This is a genomic window from Aliamphritea hakodatensis (assembly GCF_024347195.1).
In the GTDB taxonomy this organism is placed as follows: domain Bacteria; phylum Pseudomonadota; class Gammaproteobacteria; order Pseudomonadales; family Balneatricaceae; genus Amphritea; species Amphritea hakodatensis.
The window spans coordinates 1,567,849-1,584,711 of record NZ_AP025281.1; the positions used below are offsets into that span (position 1 = coordinate 1,567,849).

At 56.0% G+C, this 16,863-nt stretch carries 15 protein-coding genes and 1 riboswitch; of the genes, 10 read left to right on the forward strand and 5 right to left on the reverse strand.

Annotation, left to right across the window (positions count from 1 at the left end; all coding sequences use genetic code 11):
- Window positions 1-62 precede the first annotated feature (62 nt).
- On the forward strand, window positions 63-239 hold the full coding sequence (locus PCI15_RS07120) for a hypothetical protein (RefSeq protein ID WP_271273642.1): 177 nt from the start codon (window positions 63-65) through the stop codon (window positions 237-239).
- Here the strand turns inward: PCI15_RS07120 and PCI15_RS07125 are convergent.
- The 4 genes from PCI15_RS07125 to PCI15_RS07140 all read right to left on the reverse strand — a co-directional run bounded on the left by PCI15_RS07125 (window position 229) and on the right by PCI15_RS07140 (window position 4,229).
- Entirely contained in the window at window positions 229-1,440 is a 1,212-nt protein-coding gene (locus PCI15_RS07125) for a DUF790 family protein (RefSeq protein WP_271273643.1), read from the reverse strand. The genes PCI15_RS07120 and PCI15_RS07125 overlap by 11 nt on opposite strands.
- Window positions 1,440-2,849 (reverse strand): DEAD/DEAH box helicase family protein, encoded by a 1,410-nt coding sequence (locus PCI15_RS07130; protein ID WP_271273644.1) that lies wholly within the window; start codon window positions 2,847-2,849, stop codon window positions 1,440-1,442. Before PCI15_RS07130 ends, PCI15_RS07125 begins: the two co-directional genes overlap by 1 nt.
- 167 nt (window positions 2,850-3,016) lie before the next feature.
- Window positions 3,017-3,466 (reverse strand): GNAT family N-acetyltransferase, encoded by a 450-nt coding sequence (locus PCI15_RS07135; RefSeq protein ID WP_271273645.1) that lies wholly within the window; start codon window positions 3,464-3,466, stop codon window positions 3,017-3,019.
- A 49-nt stretch (window positions 3,467-3,515) separates the two neighbouring features.
- Window positions 3,516-4,229, reverse strand: a complete 714-nt coding sequence (locus PCI15_RS07140) for a GNAT family N-acetyltransferase (RefSeq protein WP_271273646.1) — start codon at window positions 4,227-4,229, stop codon at window positions 3,516-3,518.
- A 140-nt stretch (window positions 4,230-4,369) separates the two neighbouring features.
- Between PCI15_RS07140 and pdxR the strand changes: the two genes are divergently transcribed.
- The 8 genes from pdxR (at window position 4,370) to bluB (ending at window position 14,322) form a co-directional block, all read left to right on the forward strand.
- Window positions 4,370-5,851, forward strand: a complete 1,482-nt coding sequence (pdxR, locus tag PCI15_RS07145; RefSeq protein ID WP_271273647.1) for a MocR-like pyridoxine biosynthesis transcription factor PdxR — start codon at window positions 4,370-4,372, stop codon at window positions 5,849-5,851.
- A 169-nt stretch (window positions 5,852-6,020) separates the two neighbouring features.
- On the forward strand, window positions 6,021-6,998 hold the full coding sequence (locus tag PCI15_RS07150) for an AAA family ATPase (protein ID WP_271273648.1): 978 nt from the start codon (window positions 6,021-6,023) through the stop codon (window positions 6,996-6,998).
- 2 nt (window positions 6,999-7,000) lie between these two features.
- The gene (locus PCI15_RS07155) at window positions 7,001-8,029 is read left to right on the forward strand and encodes a DUF58 domain-containing protein (RefSeq protein WP_271273649.1); all 1,029 of its coding nucleotides are present in this window, start codon (window positions 7,001-7,003) and stop codon (window positions 8,027-8,029) included.
- Window positions 8,029-8,589: a DUF4381 domain-containing protein gene (locus PCI15_RS07160; protein WP_271273650.1), complete on the forward strand. Its 561-nt coding sequence runs from the start codon at window positions 8,029-8,031 to the stop codon at window positions 8,587-8,589. Before PCI15_RS07155 ends, PCI15_RS07160 begins: the two co-directional genes overlap by 1 nt.
- Window positions 8,582-9,592: a vWA domain-containing protein gene (locus PCI15_RS07165; RefSeq protein ID WP_271273651.1), complete on the forward strand. Its 1,011-nt coding sequence runs from the start codon at window positions 8,582-8,584 to the stop codon at window positions 9,590-9,592. Before PCI15_RS07160 ends, PCI15_RS07165 begins: the two co-directional genes overlap by 8 nt.
- On the forward strand, window positions 9,582-11,513 hold the full coding sequence (locus PCI15_RS07170; RefSeq protein ID WP_271273652.1) for a vWA domain-containing protein: 1,932 nt from the start codon (window positions 9,582-9,584) through the stop codon (window positions 11,511-11,513). The genes PCI15_RS07165 and PCI15_RS07170 overlap by 11 nt, the downstream gene beginning before the upstream one ends.
- Window positions 11,510-13,228 carry a BatD family protein gene (locus PCI15_RS07175; RefSeq protein ID WP_271273653.1) on the forward strand — a complete coding sequence of 573 codons (1,719 nt, stop codon included), beginning with the start codon at window positions 11,510-11,512 and terminating at the stop codon, window positions 13,226-13,228. The genes PCI15_RS07170 and PCI15_RS07175 overlap by 4 nt, the downstream gene beginning before the upstream one ends.
- Window positions 13,229-13,324: 96 nt before the next feature.
- A riboswitch (cobalamin riboswitch) is annotated at window positions 13,325-13,522 on the forward strand.
- A 44-nt stretch (window positions 13,523-13,566) separates the two neighbouring features.
- Window positions 13,567-14,322 carry a 5,6-dimethylbenzimidazole synthase gene (gene bluB, locus PCI15_RS07180; protein ID WP_271273654.1) on the forward strand — a complete coding sequence of 252 codons (756 nt, stop codon included), beginning with the start codon at window positions 13,567-13,569 and terminating at the stop codon, window positions 14,320-14,322.
- 2 nt (window positions 14,323-14,324) lie between these two features.
- On the opposite strand, the gene PCI15_RS07185 is transcribed toward bluB, so the two are convergent.
- Window positions 14,325-15,404, reverse strand: a complete 1,080-nt coding sequence (locus PCI15_RS07185) for a sensor domain-containing diguanylate cyclase (RefSeq protein WP_271273655.1) — start codon at window positions 15,402-15,404, stop codon at window positions 14,325-14,327.
- Window positions 15,405-15,664: 260 nt separating this feature from the next.
- Here PCI15_RS07185 and PCI15_RS07190 point away from each other — a divergent pair, with 260 nt between their 5' ends.
- Window positions 15,665-16,852 carry an acyl-CoA dehydrogenase gene (locus PCI15_RS07190; RefSeq protein WP_271273656.1) on the forward strand — a complete coding sequence of 396 codons (1,188 nt, stop codon included), beginning with the start codon at window positions 15,665-15,667 and terminating at the stop codon, window positions 16,850-16,852.
- Window positions 16,853-16,863 lie beyond the last annotated feature (11 nt).

The following is a 16,863-nucleotide window of genomic DNA, read 5'->3' on the forward strand; positions in this document are numbered from 1 at the left end:
CCTTTAAAATGTTAGCTATTTAAAGTCTTGGTCCTGCGAAATCGAAAAGGACTGTCTCAATTATGAATAAGGCAGTTAAAGACTATGTTCGGCGTCAGTCTATGGAAGATCACCGTTGGGAGGATACACTGTCAGCCCTTGAGTCAGTAAAAGCAGGTAAAGCAGTTGATGGTGATGAAACAGCTGAGTGGCTCAACAGCTGGGGAGCGGAGAAAGAGCTGCCATCACCTAAGCATTAAGGTTGGCAAGATACCGCTCAAGCGTCTTTTGCAGCCTAGATACCGCCGGGTAGTCACTGAACAGAAAGTGGCGGCTGTTATCCAGATCTTCCAGCGCATCCTGCCGGTCACCGGATGGCAGGCCTTTCAGCAGATACCGGTCGATGGCCAGAATCAGCGGTTCCTTCATCTTTTCCAGTTCTTCCATACGCTGTATCAGCGGCCCCCGGTGCCAGCGGTGGAATATTTCCAGATACACGGTCACTCCTGAGCTGTGTTGCAGGGTGAAGTCCGGGAATATCAGCCGGCCTTTGGGGCGTTTAATGAACGGGGATTCAGCCACAAAGGTCCAGTCTTCAACGGTCTTTTCAAAGTGGCTGGCGAACAGCCGGACTTCTTCCGGCACATAGGCAGACATATGTCGGTAATGGCTGACCAGCTGTGAGGTCTCATCCAGCTTAAGATTTTTTATTGCCCGCTTAGGTTTTACCTTGGCGCTGATCTGCCATTGTTCCAGCAGGCAGATAACCGGGAAGAACGAAGCGATCTGCAGGCCGTACTTTTTAGTGCCTTCCAGCAGGGAAAGGGGCCCGTCGATAACTACGGTGGTTTTGTCTTTGGTTTGCTTAATCTCAGCCAGCAACCGGAAGAACTTCAGGCATTTGAAGATCCGCCGCAGGTTAGCGGCCGACATCTCGTGGGTGGTCAGCGTTAAGGACTGAGTCGACAGTAACAGGGCCTGTACCTGCGCCATGTTGTAGCGTTGCAGTAACTGGCGGGGCGAAAAGTCCCGCTTTATCCGGGTCAGCTGTTCGAATGCCGGCAGGTCCGGGTACAGGGCGGTATCCAGGTCTTGCTGGCTGAGTGCCTGAACAGCTTCGCGATATTCCTCCAGTGTTTGGAGTTCGGTATGTTTTAACTGACTGGCAGCGGCGCTCAGGATGGCATCCCGGCGGCTGCCGGCATCTTCTTCCGCAAGGGTGAATTCGGCGTGATCCATGAGGATCTTGTAAAGGCCCTTGCCGAATTTGAGATTCTGTTGTCCCTGCAGATACAGTTCTGCCTCCGCCTCAATGGTTTCGCGGGTTTTACCGGTGCCTTCGTTAAATACCATCAGCAGTTGTTCGGCAAACTGCAGTAACCCCGGGGCTTCAACATCAATAAAGCCGGGGATGATCCGGGTAGATTTAAGGCTGTATACCTGCAGGTCTTTTGTGAGCATCAGTCTTCCTGCTCCGCGCTGTCCGGTGTCTGGTTCCCGTAGGCCAGATGCTGGCGACGGCGTTCGGAGATATTGGTTTCTGATGAGCCGGCGGAGATCAGTTCATAGAGGCGGGCACGTTTGTCGGCGGATGGCCGCAGGATACGCCCCAGCCGCTGCACGTGTTCCCGTACCGAGCCGGAGCCGGAGACGATAATACCGACACTGGCTTCCGGTACATCAATGCCTTCATTGAGCACCTTGCTGGTAACCAGCACGGTAAATTCTCCCTGCCGGAAACGGTCAAGGAAACGTTTACGTTCAGCGGCTTTGGTGTTGTGGGTAATCACCGGTAACAGAAACCGTTCGCCTATGTCGTAAGCCAGTTTATTCAGGGCGGTAAAAATGATGATCCGTTCACCGCGGTGCTGATTCAGCAGTGCCCATAACTTATCAAACTTGGCGGCGCTGGCTGCAGCAATTTCTTTTTGGGTGCGGAAGGCCTGTAACACCTGCCGTCCGTCCGGGGCCTGTGCACAGGCGCGGAGGAAGTTTGACCAACCGTATGGCGATGAGAAACTGATGCGGTGGCTGCGTACAAAGTCCAGATATTGCTGACGGTTTTGCTGATAGTCCGCCAGTTCTTCTGCAGTCATGGGGACTTCGATCACTTCGGTGTCGTAGAGGGCCAGCACGCCGTCATCAAAGTCATTAATTTCCCGGCGGTAGACTTCGTTGCCGATTAGGCTGTAGAGCAGATGTTCGCCATTGTCGTTACGTTCCGGCGTGGCTGTCAGACCGAGTCTGTAAGGGGCAGGGCTCAGTTCAGCGGCCTGACGGTTAACCGGGCCGGGCAGGTGATGGCATTCGTCAAAGATGATCAGCGGAAAGCGGTCACCGATATATTCCATCATCAGCACGGCGGAGTCGTAGGTAATAACGGTAATTGGCTGCAGGTCTTTGCTGCCACCGCCGTAGACGCCGACGGGCTGCTGAAAGTGTTGTTCCAGCTGGGTGGCCCACTGGATCATCAGATCAATGGTGGGCAAGACGATGAGTGCGGCTTCACCACAGCGGCGAATGGCTTCGATCGCCACAATGGATTTACCGACCCCGGTGGGCAGAATAACTAAGCCCTGACACTGATTTGCCAGCCAGCTGTCCACGGCCTGTTGCTGATAATCCCGCAGGGTGATGCTGAGTTGCTCCGGTACCTGCAAAGGCGGTGTACTGAAAACCTGATCTTGCAGTGCGCAGGTGTTGTTCTGTGTCAGATTTTCCAGCTGTTGCCTGACGATGTGATAGGCCCATGCAGGGGCACGCCAGGCGTCGACCCGGCTGTCGAATACCAGATGATCAGCACTGTGTTCTGTCAGCAGGGATGTATTCCCGCTGAGCAGCAGGGAACCTGCATCAAAGGTCAGCTTCATGGTTGCTTCGGGTTACCGGATCAGATCAGTAAAAAACGCATGATAACAGATGTTTAGCGGGAAGTTGCCGTGCAGCGGGCTGGCTGCGGTCTGGTGTAGAAATGAGGGAGACGGCAGGCTGCGGATGCAGGCCTGCCGGGGGCAGAGATCGTTCTGTTTCTTTCCTGTTATCCAGCCGGCATCTGATAGGTTACCCAGCGGGTCCGGTCGGCGATCTTGTCATAAGCGGCCTGTCCCCGGTAGTTATCTTCAGCGGTGATCCAGCGTACGAAGGGCCAGCCATGATCGGCAGCAGAATGTTCCAATGCCTTAAACAGCGCATCAACGCTGCCGTTGCCCCGGGCTTGGGGGCTGACGAACAGGTCATCCAGAAAACCTACCCAGCCGCCACGCAGCGGGGATTGTATGGCGCGGTAGTGCATCAGGCCAGTAAGTGTCTGTTCTTCATTAATCGCTACCAGGCAGAAGAACGGCTGGTCTTCCGCAAAGATCCACTGCCATATCTGATCCAGTGTTTCCTGTGCCATAGGCATGCCGTAAAACTCGGCATAGCCCCGGTACAGCTGTTCCCATTGCTGCCTGTCTTCAGGCTGTAACATCCGGGTTGTGATGGTCATTGTTTTTAGTCCTTTTTTTGCTCTTTCCTGTCCGGCGGTCGGGGCCGGGTTATTTCTGTAAAGCCTGCATCTCCTGCAGGGACTGATGTTGCTGGCCTTTGGCGTCAAAGTTTTCCGGTGCCAGCCACAGCTGAAATGCCTTTTTAAGGGCCGGCCATTCTTTATCAATCACCGACAGCCAGGCGGTGTCGCGGTTGCGGCCCTTGTAGAGGATGGCCTGACGGAAAATCCCTTCAAAGGTAAAGCCCAGCCGTGCCGCAGCCTTTTTAGACGGTTCGTTGCGGGAGTCGCACTTCCATTCATAACGGCGGTAACCCAGTTCATCGAATACCCGCTGCATCATCAGAAACATAGCTTCAGTAGACACAGGCGTACGCTGCATCAGCGTAGAAAAATGAATATGGCCCACTTCGATTACGCCCATCTCCGGGGTTATGCGCAGGTAGCTGGCCATGCCAACGGCCTTGTTTGTGCTTTCATCGATCACGGTGAAAAACAGTGGGTCCTGTCCGGTGCAGGTTGTTTCAAGCCACTGGTTAAAAGTGACCCGGTCGGTAAACGGTTCACTGAACAGGTAGGTCCAGCCTTTGCCGCTTGGATCGGCCGCGAAGGCGTTAAACAGATCTTCTGTGTGACGGTCAATGTCCAGCGGTTCAAGACGGCAATAGTGCCCCTGCATCACGGTGTGAGGGGGGAAGGGGCGCGGTTGCCAGTTGTCTACAGGTTCGCCAACGGGCATCTGATTGTGATCCTGATACGTCATTTGTGTGTCCTTAAATGTAAGCCTTAACAAAAGGTTATGTTGATAGGGCCCTTTGCCGGGCACTTGTAACTGTTGTCAGGTTAGGTGTTTAATGGGGTAATACAAAGATCCATTATTTTTCAGATACAGGGCCCACTTTGATGCACTTTCGTGATGAATTTCCTTCAGAGTTGTTTCTGCCGTTTTTGTCTGCAGACAGTGGGCCCCAGTACCGGGCGCTGTTCCGCGGTTTTCAGCAAGCGATTCTTTCCGGACAACTGGGACCGGGCAGTAAACTGCCCGCCAGCCGGCCGCTGGGTAAAAATCTCGGGGTGTCCCGGAATACAGTGAAAGCAGCTTATGAGTTGCTGCAGGCCGAAGGCTATATCGAAACCCGGCACGGGGCGGGCAGCTTTGTGTCGGCGGCGGTGCCGGATCAGATTTCCAAAAAAGGTGGTGATGAGACCCTGCAGGACGCCGCACAACCGGTGCTTTCTGAAGTGTCGGCGCGGATTTCTGCCGCCTTTGCCGAACGGCCGTTACTGGGCAATGGTCTGCTGTTACCGGCCACACCCTGTGTGAAAAGCTTTCCCTGGCTGAAATGGCAGCGGCATGCCACCGCAGCAGGCCGTAAAATTAAGTTTGAAGAATCTGTTTCCCGGGCCGGGTATATCGGTTTACGGCGGCAGATTGCGGATTATCTGAACGTTGTCCGGGGGGTAAAAGCCAGTGCTGAACAGGTACAGATCTGTTCCGGTTCCCAGCAGGCGATTTATCTGGCGGCGCTGCTGTTGCTGGATCAGGGGGACGATATTCTGGTGGAGGAGCCGGGCTATTATGGCGTGGATGGCGCACTGGCCGCGGTGGGGGCCAACAAAGTGGCTGTGCCGGCGGATGAAGAGGGTTTTCATCTGGAGGCTGCTTTGCAGCGTTCCGGCAATGCCCGGCTGGCGCTGATGACGCCGTCGCGAAATTATCCGATGGGTTACACCCTGAGCCTCGCCCGGCGGCTGGCGTTGCTGAACTGGGCCCGGGAACAGGATGCCTGGATCATCGAAGATGATTACGACAGTGAGTTCCGCTTTGACGGCCCGCCTTTAACGTCGCTGCAGGGGTTATCTGGCGGTGAGCGGGTGATTTATATGGGCACCTTCAGCCGGATTCTGCATCCGTCGATCCGGCTGGGGTATCTGGTATTGCCAGAAGCCCTGACCGAACCTTTCAGTCAGGTGCGGGCCTATGTGGATGGCGGGCTGTCGTCCCTGCCTCAGATAGCTCTGGCGGATTTTATGGCCAGCGGTGATTTTGCCAGCCATGTCCGGCGTATGCGTAAGCTCTATCAGCAACGGCGGGACATTCTCAACACGCTCGCTGAGCAGCGTTTCGGTGATCAGCTGCAGCGGATTGAAAGCGATGGCGGCATGCATTCTACCTTCCTGTTCAGGGACAGTGTGAAGGTTACAGACCGGGATCTGGCGGCCGCGGCACAGGCCCGGGGGCTGGGGATACGGGCATTATCAGATTTTTATTCCCACAGCGTAGGGCCGCAGGGCATTGTGATCGGTTTTGCCGGTTATGATGAAGCCCAGATGCGCCGGGGGATGGATATTCTTGACGCTGTGTTGCATTCTGCCAGCGCTTAAAACGGGCAGGGCAGGTTCAGGAAAACCCTTGTATTTTTTCACTTCAGACGTATGTATAAACAGGAACCATTTTATGGCTGTTGGCTCAAAGCTCTCAGCTGTAAACAATTCGGGAAAGCTGCCCGGGTGAATCTGTCCCCGGGCTTTTCACGGTATGTAAGGAGATATTTTGGACGCCGTTACTCTCAGTGATAATTTTCAACGTCTGCACGCCTGGTTATCGGCGCAGATCATTGGCCAGCCAGCACTGGTGGAACGCTTGCTTGTGGCACTGCTGGCGGACGGGCATTTGCTGGTGGAAGGGGCGCCGGGATTAGCCAAGACCCGGGCAATCAACAGCCTTTCCAAAGGGCTGGAGGCAGATTTTCAGCGTATTCAGTTTACCCCTGACCTGCTTCCGGCAGACATCACCGGCAGCGATATTTTCCATCAGGAAGATGCCAGTTTCAGTTTTCAGCAGGGGCCGATTTTCCACAACCTTGTACTGGCGGATGAAATTAACCGGGCACCGGCGAAGGTGCAGTCAGCCTTGCTGGAAGCCATGGCGGAACGCCAGATCAGCGTAGGGCAGAACACCTTTCCGTTGCCGGATGTGTTTATGGTGATGGCCACTCAGAACCCGCTGGAACAGGAAGGTACTTATCCGTTGCCGGAAGCCCAGCTGGACCGTTTTCTGATGAAGGTTCTGGTGGCCTATCCGGATGCGGTGGCTGAGCGGGCCATATTGCGGTTAAACCGGCAGGAAGCCGGCGGTGCGTCTGATAACGGCATGGCCGAACCGCCACAGCTGACCCAGACGGATATTCTGGCTGCCAGAAAAGCTATTCTGAATATTCATATGGCGGAGCCGGTGGAAGAGTATATCGTCCAGTTGAGTATCGCGACCCGTCAGCCGTATCTATACGATGCCAGGCTGGCCGGCTGGCTGGAAGTGGGCGTCAGCCCCCGTGCCAGTATCGCGCTGGACCGCTGTTCCCGTGCCCATGCATGGCTGGCCGGGCGGGATTTTGTTACCCCTGAAGATGTGCAGCAGGTATTACATGATGTCTATCGTCATCGCCTGATACTGAGCTTTGAGGCGGAAGCCAACGGTATCGACGCAGATCAGGTAATTGATGCGCTGCTGTCTGTGGTGCCGGTGGGCTGAAGATGTTTGATTTCCTGCGTACAGGGCACCGGGCGGAATCTGCCGTGACTGCATCAGCCAACTCCGGCCCGGAAAGGGGGGCTGATGATGGCATCACGCCGGCTTTTGCCGGTGCCTATACCCGGCTGAACCACCTGATCGGTCTGCAGCAGCACAGCAGCCAGATGAGTCTCTTGAGTGCTCCCCGCAGAGCCGCACAGCTGAGCGGTAACTGGCAGACCCGGATTCGTGGCCGGGGGATGGACTTCGCAGAAGTGCGTGAGTATCAGCCCGGCGATGATATTCGCAGCATGGACTGGCGGGTAACCGCCCGTACCGGTTCCCCCCACAGCAGAGTATTTACCGAAGAGCGGGAAAGGCCGGTTATTCTGGCGGCTGATCTTCGCTCGCCAATGTTTTTCGGCTCTTCGCTGGGGTTTAAATCCGTAACCGCAGCCGCCTCTCTGGCGTTAATTGGCTGGGCAGCACAAAACAGCCGGGACCGGGTTGGCGGTCTGGTGATGGGCGATCAGCTGCACCGGGAGATCCGGCCAAAGAACGGTAAAAAAGGTGTGCTGGGTGTCTTGCACAGTCTTGATGATTTCAGCCGGCGGTTAAGCAATCCGCTGCACTCGACGGAACAAAGTATGCAGGATCTGTTGCTGAAACTGCAGCGGGTAACACGGCCGGGCAGCTCAGTATATCTGGCCAGTGACTTTCATGACTTCAGCGATGAATGTATTCCCCATTTACAGCGTCTGGCGCGGCATGCACAGGTGACTCTGTTGTGTATATCCGACCCGCTGGAGTGGCAGCTACCGGAAGGCAGCAGCCTCTGGGTAACGGATGGCAGCCAGCGACAGTTGCTATCTGCACAGGAGCAGTTGAATGATCTGCTGCCCCGGCGTCTGGAGCGGTTACACGCCTGTACTGGCAGCAGTATTGAACTGCTGGATATCAGGGGAGACGGCCAGGTGGCTGAATTACTGCAGCGGCGTTACGGCCAGTCTGCCGGCAGATTGTCAGGGAGAGCACCGGGGAGAACTTCATAATGGCCGGGGCGACAAATTCAGCAACAGCAGCCGCTGATCCGCTGGCGGAGCTGCGTGATATTCATCTGCCGGAAGCCGTGGGCTACTGGCCGCTGGCATCGGGCTGGTGGCTGTTGCTGGCCAGTGTGCTGTTGCTGGCGGGGCTGATTGTCTGGGCCGTGCGCCGGTACCGCCGCGATGCTTATCGCCGGGCAGCGGTAAAAGAACTGAATAATATTTATCAGCAATATATATCTGACCTGCAGGGCAGCACTGCCCCGGACGCCGGCCAGAAATATCTGCAACAGGTGAACCGTTTACTGAAGCAGGTGTACTTTACTCACGGCGGCAGCCAGGTTGCCGGGCTTAGCAGTGATCTCTGGATCAGTGAGCTGCAACGGGTCGCTCCCGGTGTTTCCATAGACTGTTTTGCAGACCGGCTGGCAGCTCTGTACCGGCCGGAATTGGACGTGTCAGAACCGGATGCTGAGAGGATACAGCAGGAATTACACCGCTGGCTTCAGCAACATAAGCGGGCGCTGTTAACAGCGGTGCCGGCGGGGGAAGCTGTCAATGTTTAGTTTTCAGCTCCCCTGGGTGTTGTTGGCTTTACCTGTGCCAGCACTGATTTACTGGTTTATGCCGCCGGTTGCCCGGCCGGAAGCGGCTTTGCGGGTACCTTACTATAAGCAGTTACAGAATACACAGCAGGCACCGGGCACGGTCATCCGGGGGCGGGTGCCACTGATTCTGCTAATCATTATCTGGTTGTTACTGATATTTTCTGCGGCACGGCCTGTCTGGCTGGGTGAGCCTCAGCCGCTGGCCGCCAGTGGCCGTGATCTGATGCTGGCGGTCGATGTTTCCGGCAGTATGGAAACCGAAGATATGGTACTGAATAACACCTCCCTTAACCGCCTGCAGGGCATAAAAATTGTCATGGATGGCTTTATCAGCCGCCGCCCGCAGGACCGTCTTGGCCTGATCCTGTTTGGCAGTAATGCTTACATTCAGGCCCCGCTGACCTTTGATCATGACACCCTCGGCCAGTTTCTGCTGGATGCCCAGATTGGTTTTGCCGGCCCGGATACCGCCATCGGTGATGCCATTGCGCTGGGCATTAAACGCCTTGCGGACCGGCCTCAGCAAAGCCGGATCATGGTGTTACTGACCGACGGTGCGAATACCTCAGGTGCCATTGAACCGCTGGAGGCAGCCAGAGTAGCGGCGGAACAGGGGGTGAAAATTTATACCCTGGGTTTTGGGGCGGATGAAATGATTGTGCGCAGTTTTTTTGGCAACCGTAAGGTAAATCCTTCTGCGGATCTTGATGAAGCAACCCTGAAGTCAATTGCAGAGAGTACCGGTGGGCGGTATTTCCGGGCCCGTAATATTGAAGAACTCACCGGCATTTACGCTTTGCTGGATGAACTGGAACCCAGCCTGAAGGACGCTCAGCAGGTAAGGCCGCAGCAAGCGCTGTTTTACTGGCCGGCAGGCCTGGCCCTGTTGCTGAGTATGGGCTGGGCGGCGGTGCTGGTGTACCGTCGCAGGATGCCTGCGGAGGTGAAGCATGCTGGCTGATTTTCATTTCATCCGGCCGTTATGGCTGCTGCTACTGCCGCTTATACCCTTACTGCTGGCGGGGTTGTGGCAGTTCCGTTCTTCCCGGGTAAGTTGGCAGACGCTGATTGCGCCGGGCCTGCGGGACTATCTGATCGACGGTCACAGCGGCCGCCTGTCCAAATGGCTGTTTGTAATGCTTGGCTGTGGCTGGTTGCTGGGTGTGCTGGCACTGGCCGGGCCTGCCTGGCAGCGCCTGCCTCAGCCCGTGTACCAGACCGGCGATGCGATGGTGATCGTTGCCGATCTGTCGCCTTCGATGCTGGCACGGGATGTTGCTCCCAGCCGGCTTGAACGGATGCGTTATAAACTCACTGATCTGATCAAAGCCCGGGAAGAAGGGATGACAGCACTGGTGGTATACGCCGGTGACTCTCACGTGCTGGCCCCGCTGAGTGACGATCGCCAAACACTGTTGGCCCTGTTACCGGGGCTGTCACCGCAAATTATGCCGATTCCCGGCAGCCATACTGAAGAGGCAGTGGCACTGGCGCTGGGTCTGTTTAAGCAGGATAACCGCCGGCAGGGCAGCGTAGTGTTAATCACCGACGGTGTGACAGCACAGGCTGCCCGTGGGGTGAATGAACTGTTTGCCAGTTTACCGGCGGGCACGGATTTTTCGTTGTCGGTCATGGGCATTGGTACCGCTGAAGGGGCGCCGATTCCACTGGCGGAAGGATTTGCCAAAGATGCCGCAGGCAAGATTGTGGTTGCCCGTCTGGATACGCAAAGGCTCAGACAACTGGCGGCAGACAACGGCGGTATTTATACCTCGATGCAGCTGGATAACAGCGATACTGACGCGTTAATTAATGCGGAGGCGGGGCTGTTACCCGGGAATGTCTCTGACCGGAACGGTGAGAATCTGCAAGCTGCTGAACAAACCTTTGACCAGTGGCAGGAGGCTGGCAGCTGGCTGGTGTTGCTGCTGTTGCCAATTGCGGCGCTGGCATTCCGGCGTGGCTGGTTGCTGGCGGTGTGTTTTGCTTTCATTGTGCCCGCAGTGCACAGCCCTCCAGTGACCGCAGCAGAAGCCGACAACAGCATTTGGCAAAACCTGTGGCAAACACCGGACCAGCAAGGGGAAGAGGCATTAACAGCAGGTGATGCTGCCTCGGCCGCTGAACTGTTTCAGAGACCCGACTGGCAGGCGGCAGCCCGCTATCGCAACGGTGATTATGCCGCCGCTGCAGAACAGTTTGCCGCAGAAGGCGGCACCCAAGGCTTATATAACAGCGGCAATGCGCTGGCGAAAGCGGGCAAGCTGAATGAGGCGCTGGCGGCTTATGAGCAGGTGCTGGATGAGCAGCCGGAGCACGAAGACGCACAGGCAAATAAAGCCCTGATCGAAAAGCTACTGCAGCAACAGCAAAGCCAGAATCAGCAGGGGCAGCAGGATCAGAACCCGCAGGGTGAGAACCAGCAGGATCAGAACCAGCAAGGTGAAAGTCAGCAGGATCAGAATCAGCAAGGCGAAAGTCAGCAGAGCCAGAATCAGCAGAGTGAGGGCGAACAGGGCCAGCAGGATCAGAACCAGCAGGGCGACAGCCAGCAGGATCAGAGTTCACAGCAGGCAGACTTGCAGAGTCAGGCGGAGCAGCTTAGCCAGCAGGTGGATCAGCAACAGCAGGAAGCTCTGGACAAGCAGCAGGCTGAAGAGGCCGCCGCTGAGTCACAGGCTGAACAGCCGGAAGCGACATCGGCATTGGCTCAGGCTGAACAGCAATCTTCCCCGGAAGATGAAGCCCTGCAGAAATGGCTTGGGCAACTGCCGGAAGATCCCGCAGGTCTGCTGCGGAACAAGTTTAACTATGAGTATCAGAAGAAGCGCCAGGCCTATGAAAGTGGTGACTGGAAACCGGCGCAGGAGCAACGGTGGTGAAACAGTTTTTTGTAAAGATTTTGGCCGCGCTGGCCATGCTGATGTTCACGCACAGTGTACTGGCCGCAGCACTTGAAGCCAGTGTTGACCGTAACCGGATGGCCATGGGAGACAGCCTTTCCCTGACGGTACTTGCCGAAGGTTCAACTGAAGGTGAGCCGGACTTTTCATTACTTGATCCGCTGTTTAAGGTGCTGAACCGGTCCGTGGGGCGCAATACCTCGATCATTAACGGTGATATCAGCCGGACTGTGAAATGGCGGCTGATTCTCAGCCCGAAACAGGAGGGTACGCTGGTCATCCCTGCCTTTGAGCTGGAAGGTGCCCGAAGCGCACCCATTACCATTGAAGTTACCGCGCCGCCCCCGCCTACGGATTCAACCGATGATTTACGGGTGGAGATGGTGCTGGATAAATCGGAGGTTTTCGAGAACGGACAGGTGATTGTCACCCGCCGGTTACTTTACGGGGTGGCGGTTGGCGGGCTGGAAATGCAGCCGTTTGAACTGCCGGGAGCACAGGTCATTGAGCTGGGGGATAACCAGTATGAAACCACCCGCAATGGCCGGCGTTTCGGGGTCTATGAAGTGGCTTATGCGGTGTTTCCCCGCGAGGCCGGTGAGCTGAACATACCGGCACAGAGTCTTGATATTCAGGTTGGCCGGCGGAACCTGCTGAGCGGCCGGCCTGCACAGAAAGTACGTTTGCAAATGGGGGCCGAAACCCTGCAGGTGAAAGCCCGTCCGGCGGAATTTACGCCTCAGGAATGGCTGGTGGCGAATAAACTGGATCTTTCTGACAGCTGGAGCCAGCCACCGGAACAAATCCGTCTGGGAGAATCCCTGACCCGAACGGTTACGCTGGCAACGGTGGGGGCCGCCCCTGATCGCTTGCCCACCTTTGAGTTTGCCGATATCCCCGGGATGAATGTCTACGCCGAGCCGCTGCAAAATACGGAAGATCTCAACAGCCGGGGGGTTATCAATGCCCGCCAGCGCAGTGTGGCATTCGTGCCGGTGAAGCCCGGACTGATTGAAATTCCTGAGCTGGTCGTCAGGTGGTGGAACAGTACGGAAAACCGGGCAGAACAGGCCCGTTTACCGGCCCGGACGATTGAAGTGTTGCCAGCTGCCACAGGCCGTTCCGCGAGTGTACCTGCTGCACCGGCACAGCCGGCAGCGCCGTTACTGCCAGCATCTCCTTTGCCGGAGGCGGAGCCACAGATTATTTATCAGCCTGCGCCGCTGGCTTCCTGGTTACTGTGGGCGAATCTGTTCTGGGCCTGTCTGGCGCTGGTGCTGATTGTCGTGCTCCTGAAGCAACGCCGGCAGATAAGGGAGCTTCAGCCGGTTTCTGAAGCGGATTCGCTGTCTGAAAGGTCTGTGTTAGCGGATGGCTTTTCTGATGTGCAGCGGGCGCTGGCGGGTCAGCAACTGGCGGCGATTCATCAGGCTGTTCAGCACTGGGGCAATCGCTGTTACCGGTCGGGTTTATTGCCAGCCAGCGGTATCACGGGACTGAAGGCCTTAGCCGGTGATGACCTGACAGCACAGCTGGTACTGCTGGAGCGGGCGCTGTTTGCTTCGTCTGAAACCAGCGGCCCGGATCTGGATACACTGGGTACTGGTTTGGCTGAGTTGCATACACAGTTATCTGCGTTGCGATCCGGGCAGCAAAAAACGGCAGGTTTGTCAGCCTTTTATCCCGGCCAGTAACAGGCCGAAAGGGATGCGAATAGTTTGATCCGGATCGGTTTAACGGCGGATTGTGCTTGCCCGCCGCCGGCAAATTTTATATAACCGCTGGCAGACAATTTATATCCGCATACAGGTGCCCTGAGCTGTTTAACAGTGACGGGAGAATCGGGAATCCGGTGTGAGTCCGGAACGTGCCCAACGCTGTGAAGGGGATTCTGTAAACAGGCATTTGCCAGCCACTGAGTGATCTCGGGAAGGTGTTTACAGAAGCTGATCCTGAGTCAGAAGACCGGCCTGTAGGTATCAGAAAAGTGTTTGGACAGACACTTATCGCCACCATATCAAGGGGAATACCTATGGGGCATCCAACAACTGATTTTCCGCATCAGGAAACCATTCGTTTTACTTCACAGGACCGTGACGGTCTGTATAAAACCATTTTTAACCGCCGGGATGTCCGTGGGCAGTTCCGGCCGGACAGCATTCCTGACGAGGTGCTCAGCCGGGTGCTGTACGCAGCTCACCATGCGCCGTCGGTAGGTTTCATGCAGCCCTGGGATTTTATGCTGATTCGCGATGCCGGGGTGCGTCAGCAGGTGAAAGGCCTGTTTGATACGGCCCATGATGAAGCGGCAGATATGTTTTCAGAAGAAAAGCGGGACACCTACCGCTCCCTGAAGCTTGAGGGGATTCTGGAGTCACCGCTGAACATTTGTATTACCTGTGACCGTAGCCGGACCGGCCCGACGGTGATTGGCCGTACCCATATTCCGGAAATGGACATGTACAGCAGCGTATGTGCGGTACAGAACCTGTGGTTAGCTGCCCGGGCGGAAGGGTTGGGGATTGGCTGGGTTAGCATTATGGACCCGGAAAAGCTTCAGGATGTGCTGGGCATTCCCCGGGATATCGTGCCGGTTGCCTATCTGTGTATTGGCTATGTGGATCACTTCTATAAACGGCCGGAGCTTGAATCGGCCGGCTGGTTACCCCGGACACCGCTGGAAAGCCTGCTGCATTTTGATCAGTGGGGGAACCGGGATACCGCCGGGCAGGAAGGGATTACCGAAGCGGTTGTTGCTCAGGCTGATTTTCCTCATCAGCCTTTCTGAGGTCAGGGTGTCGGGGCGGTCGCTGGTCCTGTGACTGATCCGGTAACAATACAGTTACGGCCCTGACGTTTGGCATCGAGCAGGGCTTTATCCGCGCTGTCGAATAAAGCCTCTGCAGGCTGCCCCTGGTATTCTGCAACGCCAATGCTGATGGTCAGCTTTTCGCCGTCAAAACCGTTTTCCTGAATACTTTTCCGGCAGGCTTCGGCCAGTTTTAACGCGCCCTGCAGCGGTGTGTCCGGCAGGAGTATGACAAATTCTTCACCGCCGTAGCGGGCACAGAAATCCTGATGCCGGACCCTTTGTCTCAGCAGTCCGGCTACCCTGATGAGTACCTGATCACCAAAACTGTGGCCGCGGTTGTCATTCAGAATCTTAAAGTGATCAATGTCGATAACCAGCAGGCTGAGCGGGGTTTCCCGGGTACCGGCGTGGTGGGTTTCGCGGCTGAGTTCAGTGTTAAACGCGCGGCGGTTATTCAGCCCGGTAAGTTCGTCAGTCAGGGTCAGGCGGCGCAGTTCGCTGTTGGCACTGTCCAGCCGCTGTCTGGATTCATTCAGTTGCCGCTCCCGTGCTTCCAGTACTTTGAGAGATTTTCTCAGCCGAAGCAGTTGCATCACCTGATTTGCCAGTGCCGTCAGCGCGCGGGTCTGTTCTTCGCTGATGTCCTGTGGTTGGGTATCTACCGCACAGAGGGTGCCCAGCGCCATACCGGCGTCGTCAATCAGCGGTACCCCGGCGTAAAACCGGACGTGGGGCGGGTGGGTGACCATGCCGATGTCTTTCACCCGCGGATCTTTGTGGGTATCGGGCACGATGAAAGGATCAGCACCCATAATGGTCTGGGAGCAGATAGCAAAGCCCCGGGGGACTTCTTCAGGGGCGATGTTATACCGGGCTTTATGCCATTTCCGTTCGCCATCAACAAAGGCAACCATGGCTTTATCCACCCCGCAGACAAAGGCCGCCAGCCTGGCGATATCGTCGTAGGCCTGTTCGGGCAGGGTGTCGAGAATATCGTAATCTTCAAGCGCCAGCAGCCGTTCTGATTCGTTATCCGGAAGAGGGAACGCGTACGTCATATCATTACCTGTTGCTGTGAATGTTTCTTTCCGTGTAAAAGCATTCTTATTGCCTGGATTTTGCCGCCGGGTTTCAGGCTGGCAAGATCTGTATCAACGCATAGTTATCTAATATCTATGAAAATAGATGGCTAATACAGTGTTTATAAATCTGTGCTACCCATAAGGGGTATGTACCCTTTCCGTGGGAGGGGGGTAGTATGGATTTTATTCCGTGTATTTTTGGGTTATCCGGACATCGATTTTCAGGGGCAATGAACATGAGTAAGTCTGTTAAAAAGCCGGCGTTTGACTGGCTGGATCCGTTATCTGTTGACGCACAGCTGAGCGAAGAAGAACGCATGGTGCGCGATACCGCGAGAGAATACTGCCAGGAGCGGCTGCTGCCCCGGGTAACCGAAGCCAACCGTCATGAGATTTTCCATACTGAGATTATGCCTGAGCTGGGTGAGCTGGGATTACTGGGCTCAACTCTGCCGGAACAGTATGGTGGCGCGGATGTGAATTATGTGTGTTACGGCCTGGTTGCCCGTGAAGTTGAGCGGGTCGACAGCGGTTACCGCTCTGCTATGAGCGTGCAGTCTTCGCTGGTGATGCATCCTATTTATAGCTACGGCACCGAAGCCCAGCGGATGAAATATCTGCCTAAGCTGGCCAGTGGTGAGTGGATTGGCTGTTTCGGCCTGACCGAGCCGGACGTGGGTTCCGATCCGAATAATATGAAAACCCGTGCGGTGAAAGTGGACGGTGGCTACCAGCTCAAAGGCGCCAAGATGTGGATCACCAATTCCCCGGTGGCCGATGTATTTGTCGTCTGGGCCAAACTGGACGGTGTGGTGCGTGGCTTCATTCTGGAAAAAGGCATGCAGGGGCTGAGTGCACCGAAGATCGAAGGTAAGTTCTCTTTGCGGGCGTCGGTCACCGGCGAAATCGTGATGGATGATGTCTTTGTACCGGAAGAAAACATCTTCCCGGATGTGCAGGGGCTGGCCGGACCGTTCGGTTGCCTGAACAAGGCCCGTTACGGCATCGCATGGGGTGCGCTGGGGGCGGCAGAATTCTGCTGGCACAGTGCCCGTCAGTATACGCTGGACCGGATTCAGTTTGGTCGCCCGCTGGCGGCAAATCAGCTGATCCAGAAAAAACTGGCGGATATGCAGACTGAAATTACGCTGGGCCTGCAGGCGTGTCTGCAGATGGGACGCCTGATGGATCGGGATGCCTGCCCGGTTGAACTGATTTCCCTGCTCAAGCGCAATAACTGCGGTAAGTCACTGGATATTGCCCGTATGTCCCGGGACATGCACGGCGGCAACGGCATTTCCGATGAGTTTGGCGTGATCCGGCATGTGATGAATCTGGAAGCGGTGAATACCTATGAAGGCACCCATGATGTGCACGCGCTGATTCTGGGGCGGGCGCAGACCGGTATTCAGGCATTCTTCTAATTCGGGCGGGA

Excerpts from the sequence above, each read along its gene's own strand:
- PCI15_RS07120 (WP_271273642.1), top strand. The coding sequence starts at position 63 with ATGAATAAGGCAGTTAAAGACTATGTTCGGCGTCAGTCTATGGAAGAT.
- PCI15_RS07125 (WP_271273643.1), bottom strand. The coding sequence starts at position 1,440 with ATGCTCACAAAAGACCTGCAGGTATACAGCCTTAAATCTACCCGGATC.
- PCI15_RS07130 (WP_271273644.1), bottom strand. The coding sequence starts at position 2,849 with ATGAAGCTGACCTTTGATGCAGGTTCCCTGCTGCTCAGCGGGAATACA.
- PCI15_RS07135 (WP_271273645.1), bottom strand. The coding sequence starts at position 3,466 with ATGACCATCACAACCCGGATGTTACAGCCTGAAGACAGGCAGCAATGG.
- PCI15_RS07140 (WP_271273646.1), bottom strand. The coding sequence starts at position 4,229 with ATGACGTATCAGGATCACAATCAGATGCCCGTTGGCGAACCTGTAGAC.
- pdxR (WP_271273647.1), top strand. The coding sequence starts at position 4,370 with ATGCACTTTCGTGATGAATTTCCTTCAGAGTTGTTTCTGCCGTTTTTG.
- PCI15_RS07155 (WP_271273649.1), top strand. The coding sequence starts at position 7,001 with ATGTTTGATTTCCTGCGTACAGGGCACCGGGCGGAATCTGCCGTGACT.
- PCI15_RS07160 (WP_271273650.1), top strand. The coding sequence starts at position 8,029 with ATGGCCGGGGCGACAAATTCAGCAACAGCAGCCGCTGATCCGCTGGCG.
- PCI15_RS07165 (WP_271273651.1), top strand. The coding sequence starts at position 8,582 with ATGTTTAGTTTTCAGCTCCCCTGGGTGTTGTTGGCTTTACCTGTGCCA.
- PCI15_RS07170 (WP_271273652.1), top strand. The coding sequence starts at position 9,582 with ATGCTGGCTGATTTTCATTTCATCCGGCCGTTATGGCTGCTGCTACTG.
- bluB (WP_271273654.1), top strand. The coding sequence starts at position 13,567 with ATGGGGCATCCAACAACTGATTTTCCGCATCAGGAAACCATTCGTTTT.
- PCI15_RS07185 (WP_271273655.1), bottom strand. The coding sequence starts at position 15,404 with ATGACGTACGCGTTCCCTCTTCCGGATAACGAATCAGAACGGCTGCTG.
- PCI15_RS07190 (WP_271273656.1), top strand. The coding sequence starts at position 15,665 with ATGAGTAAGTCTGTTAAAAAGCCGGCGTTTGACTGGCTGGATCCGTTA.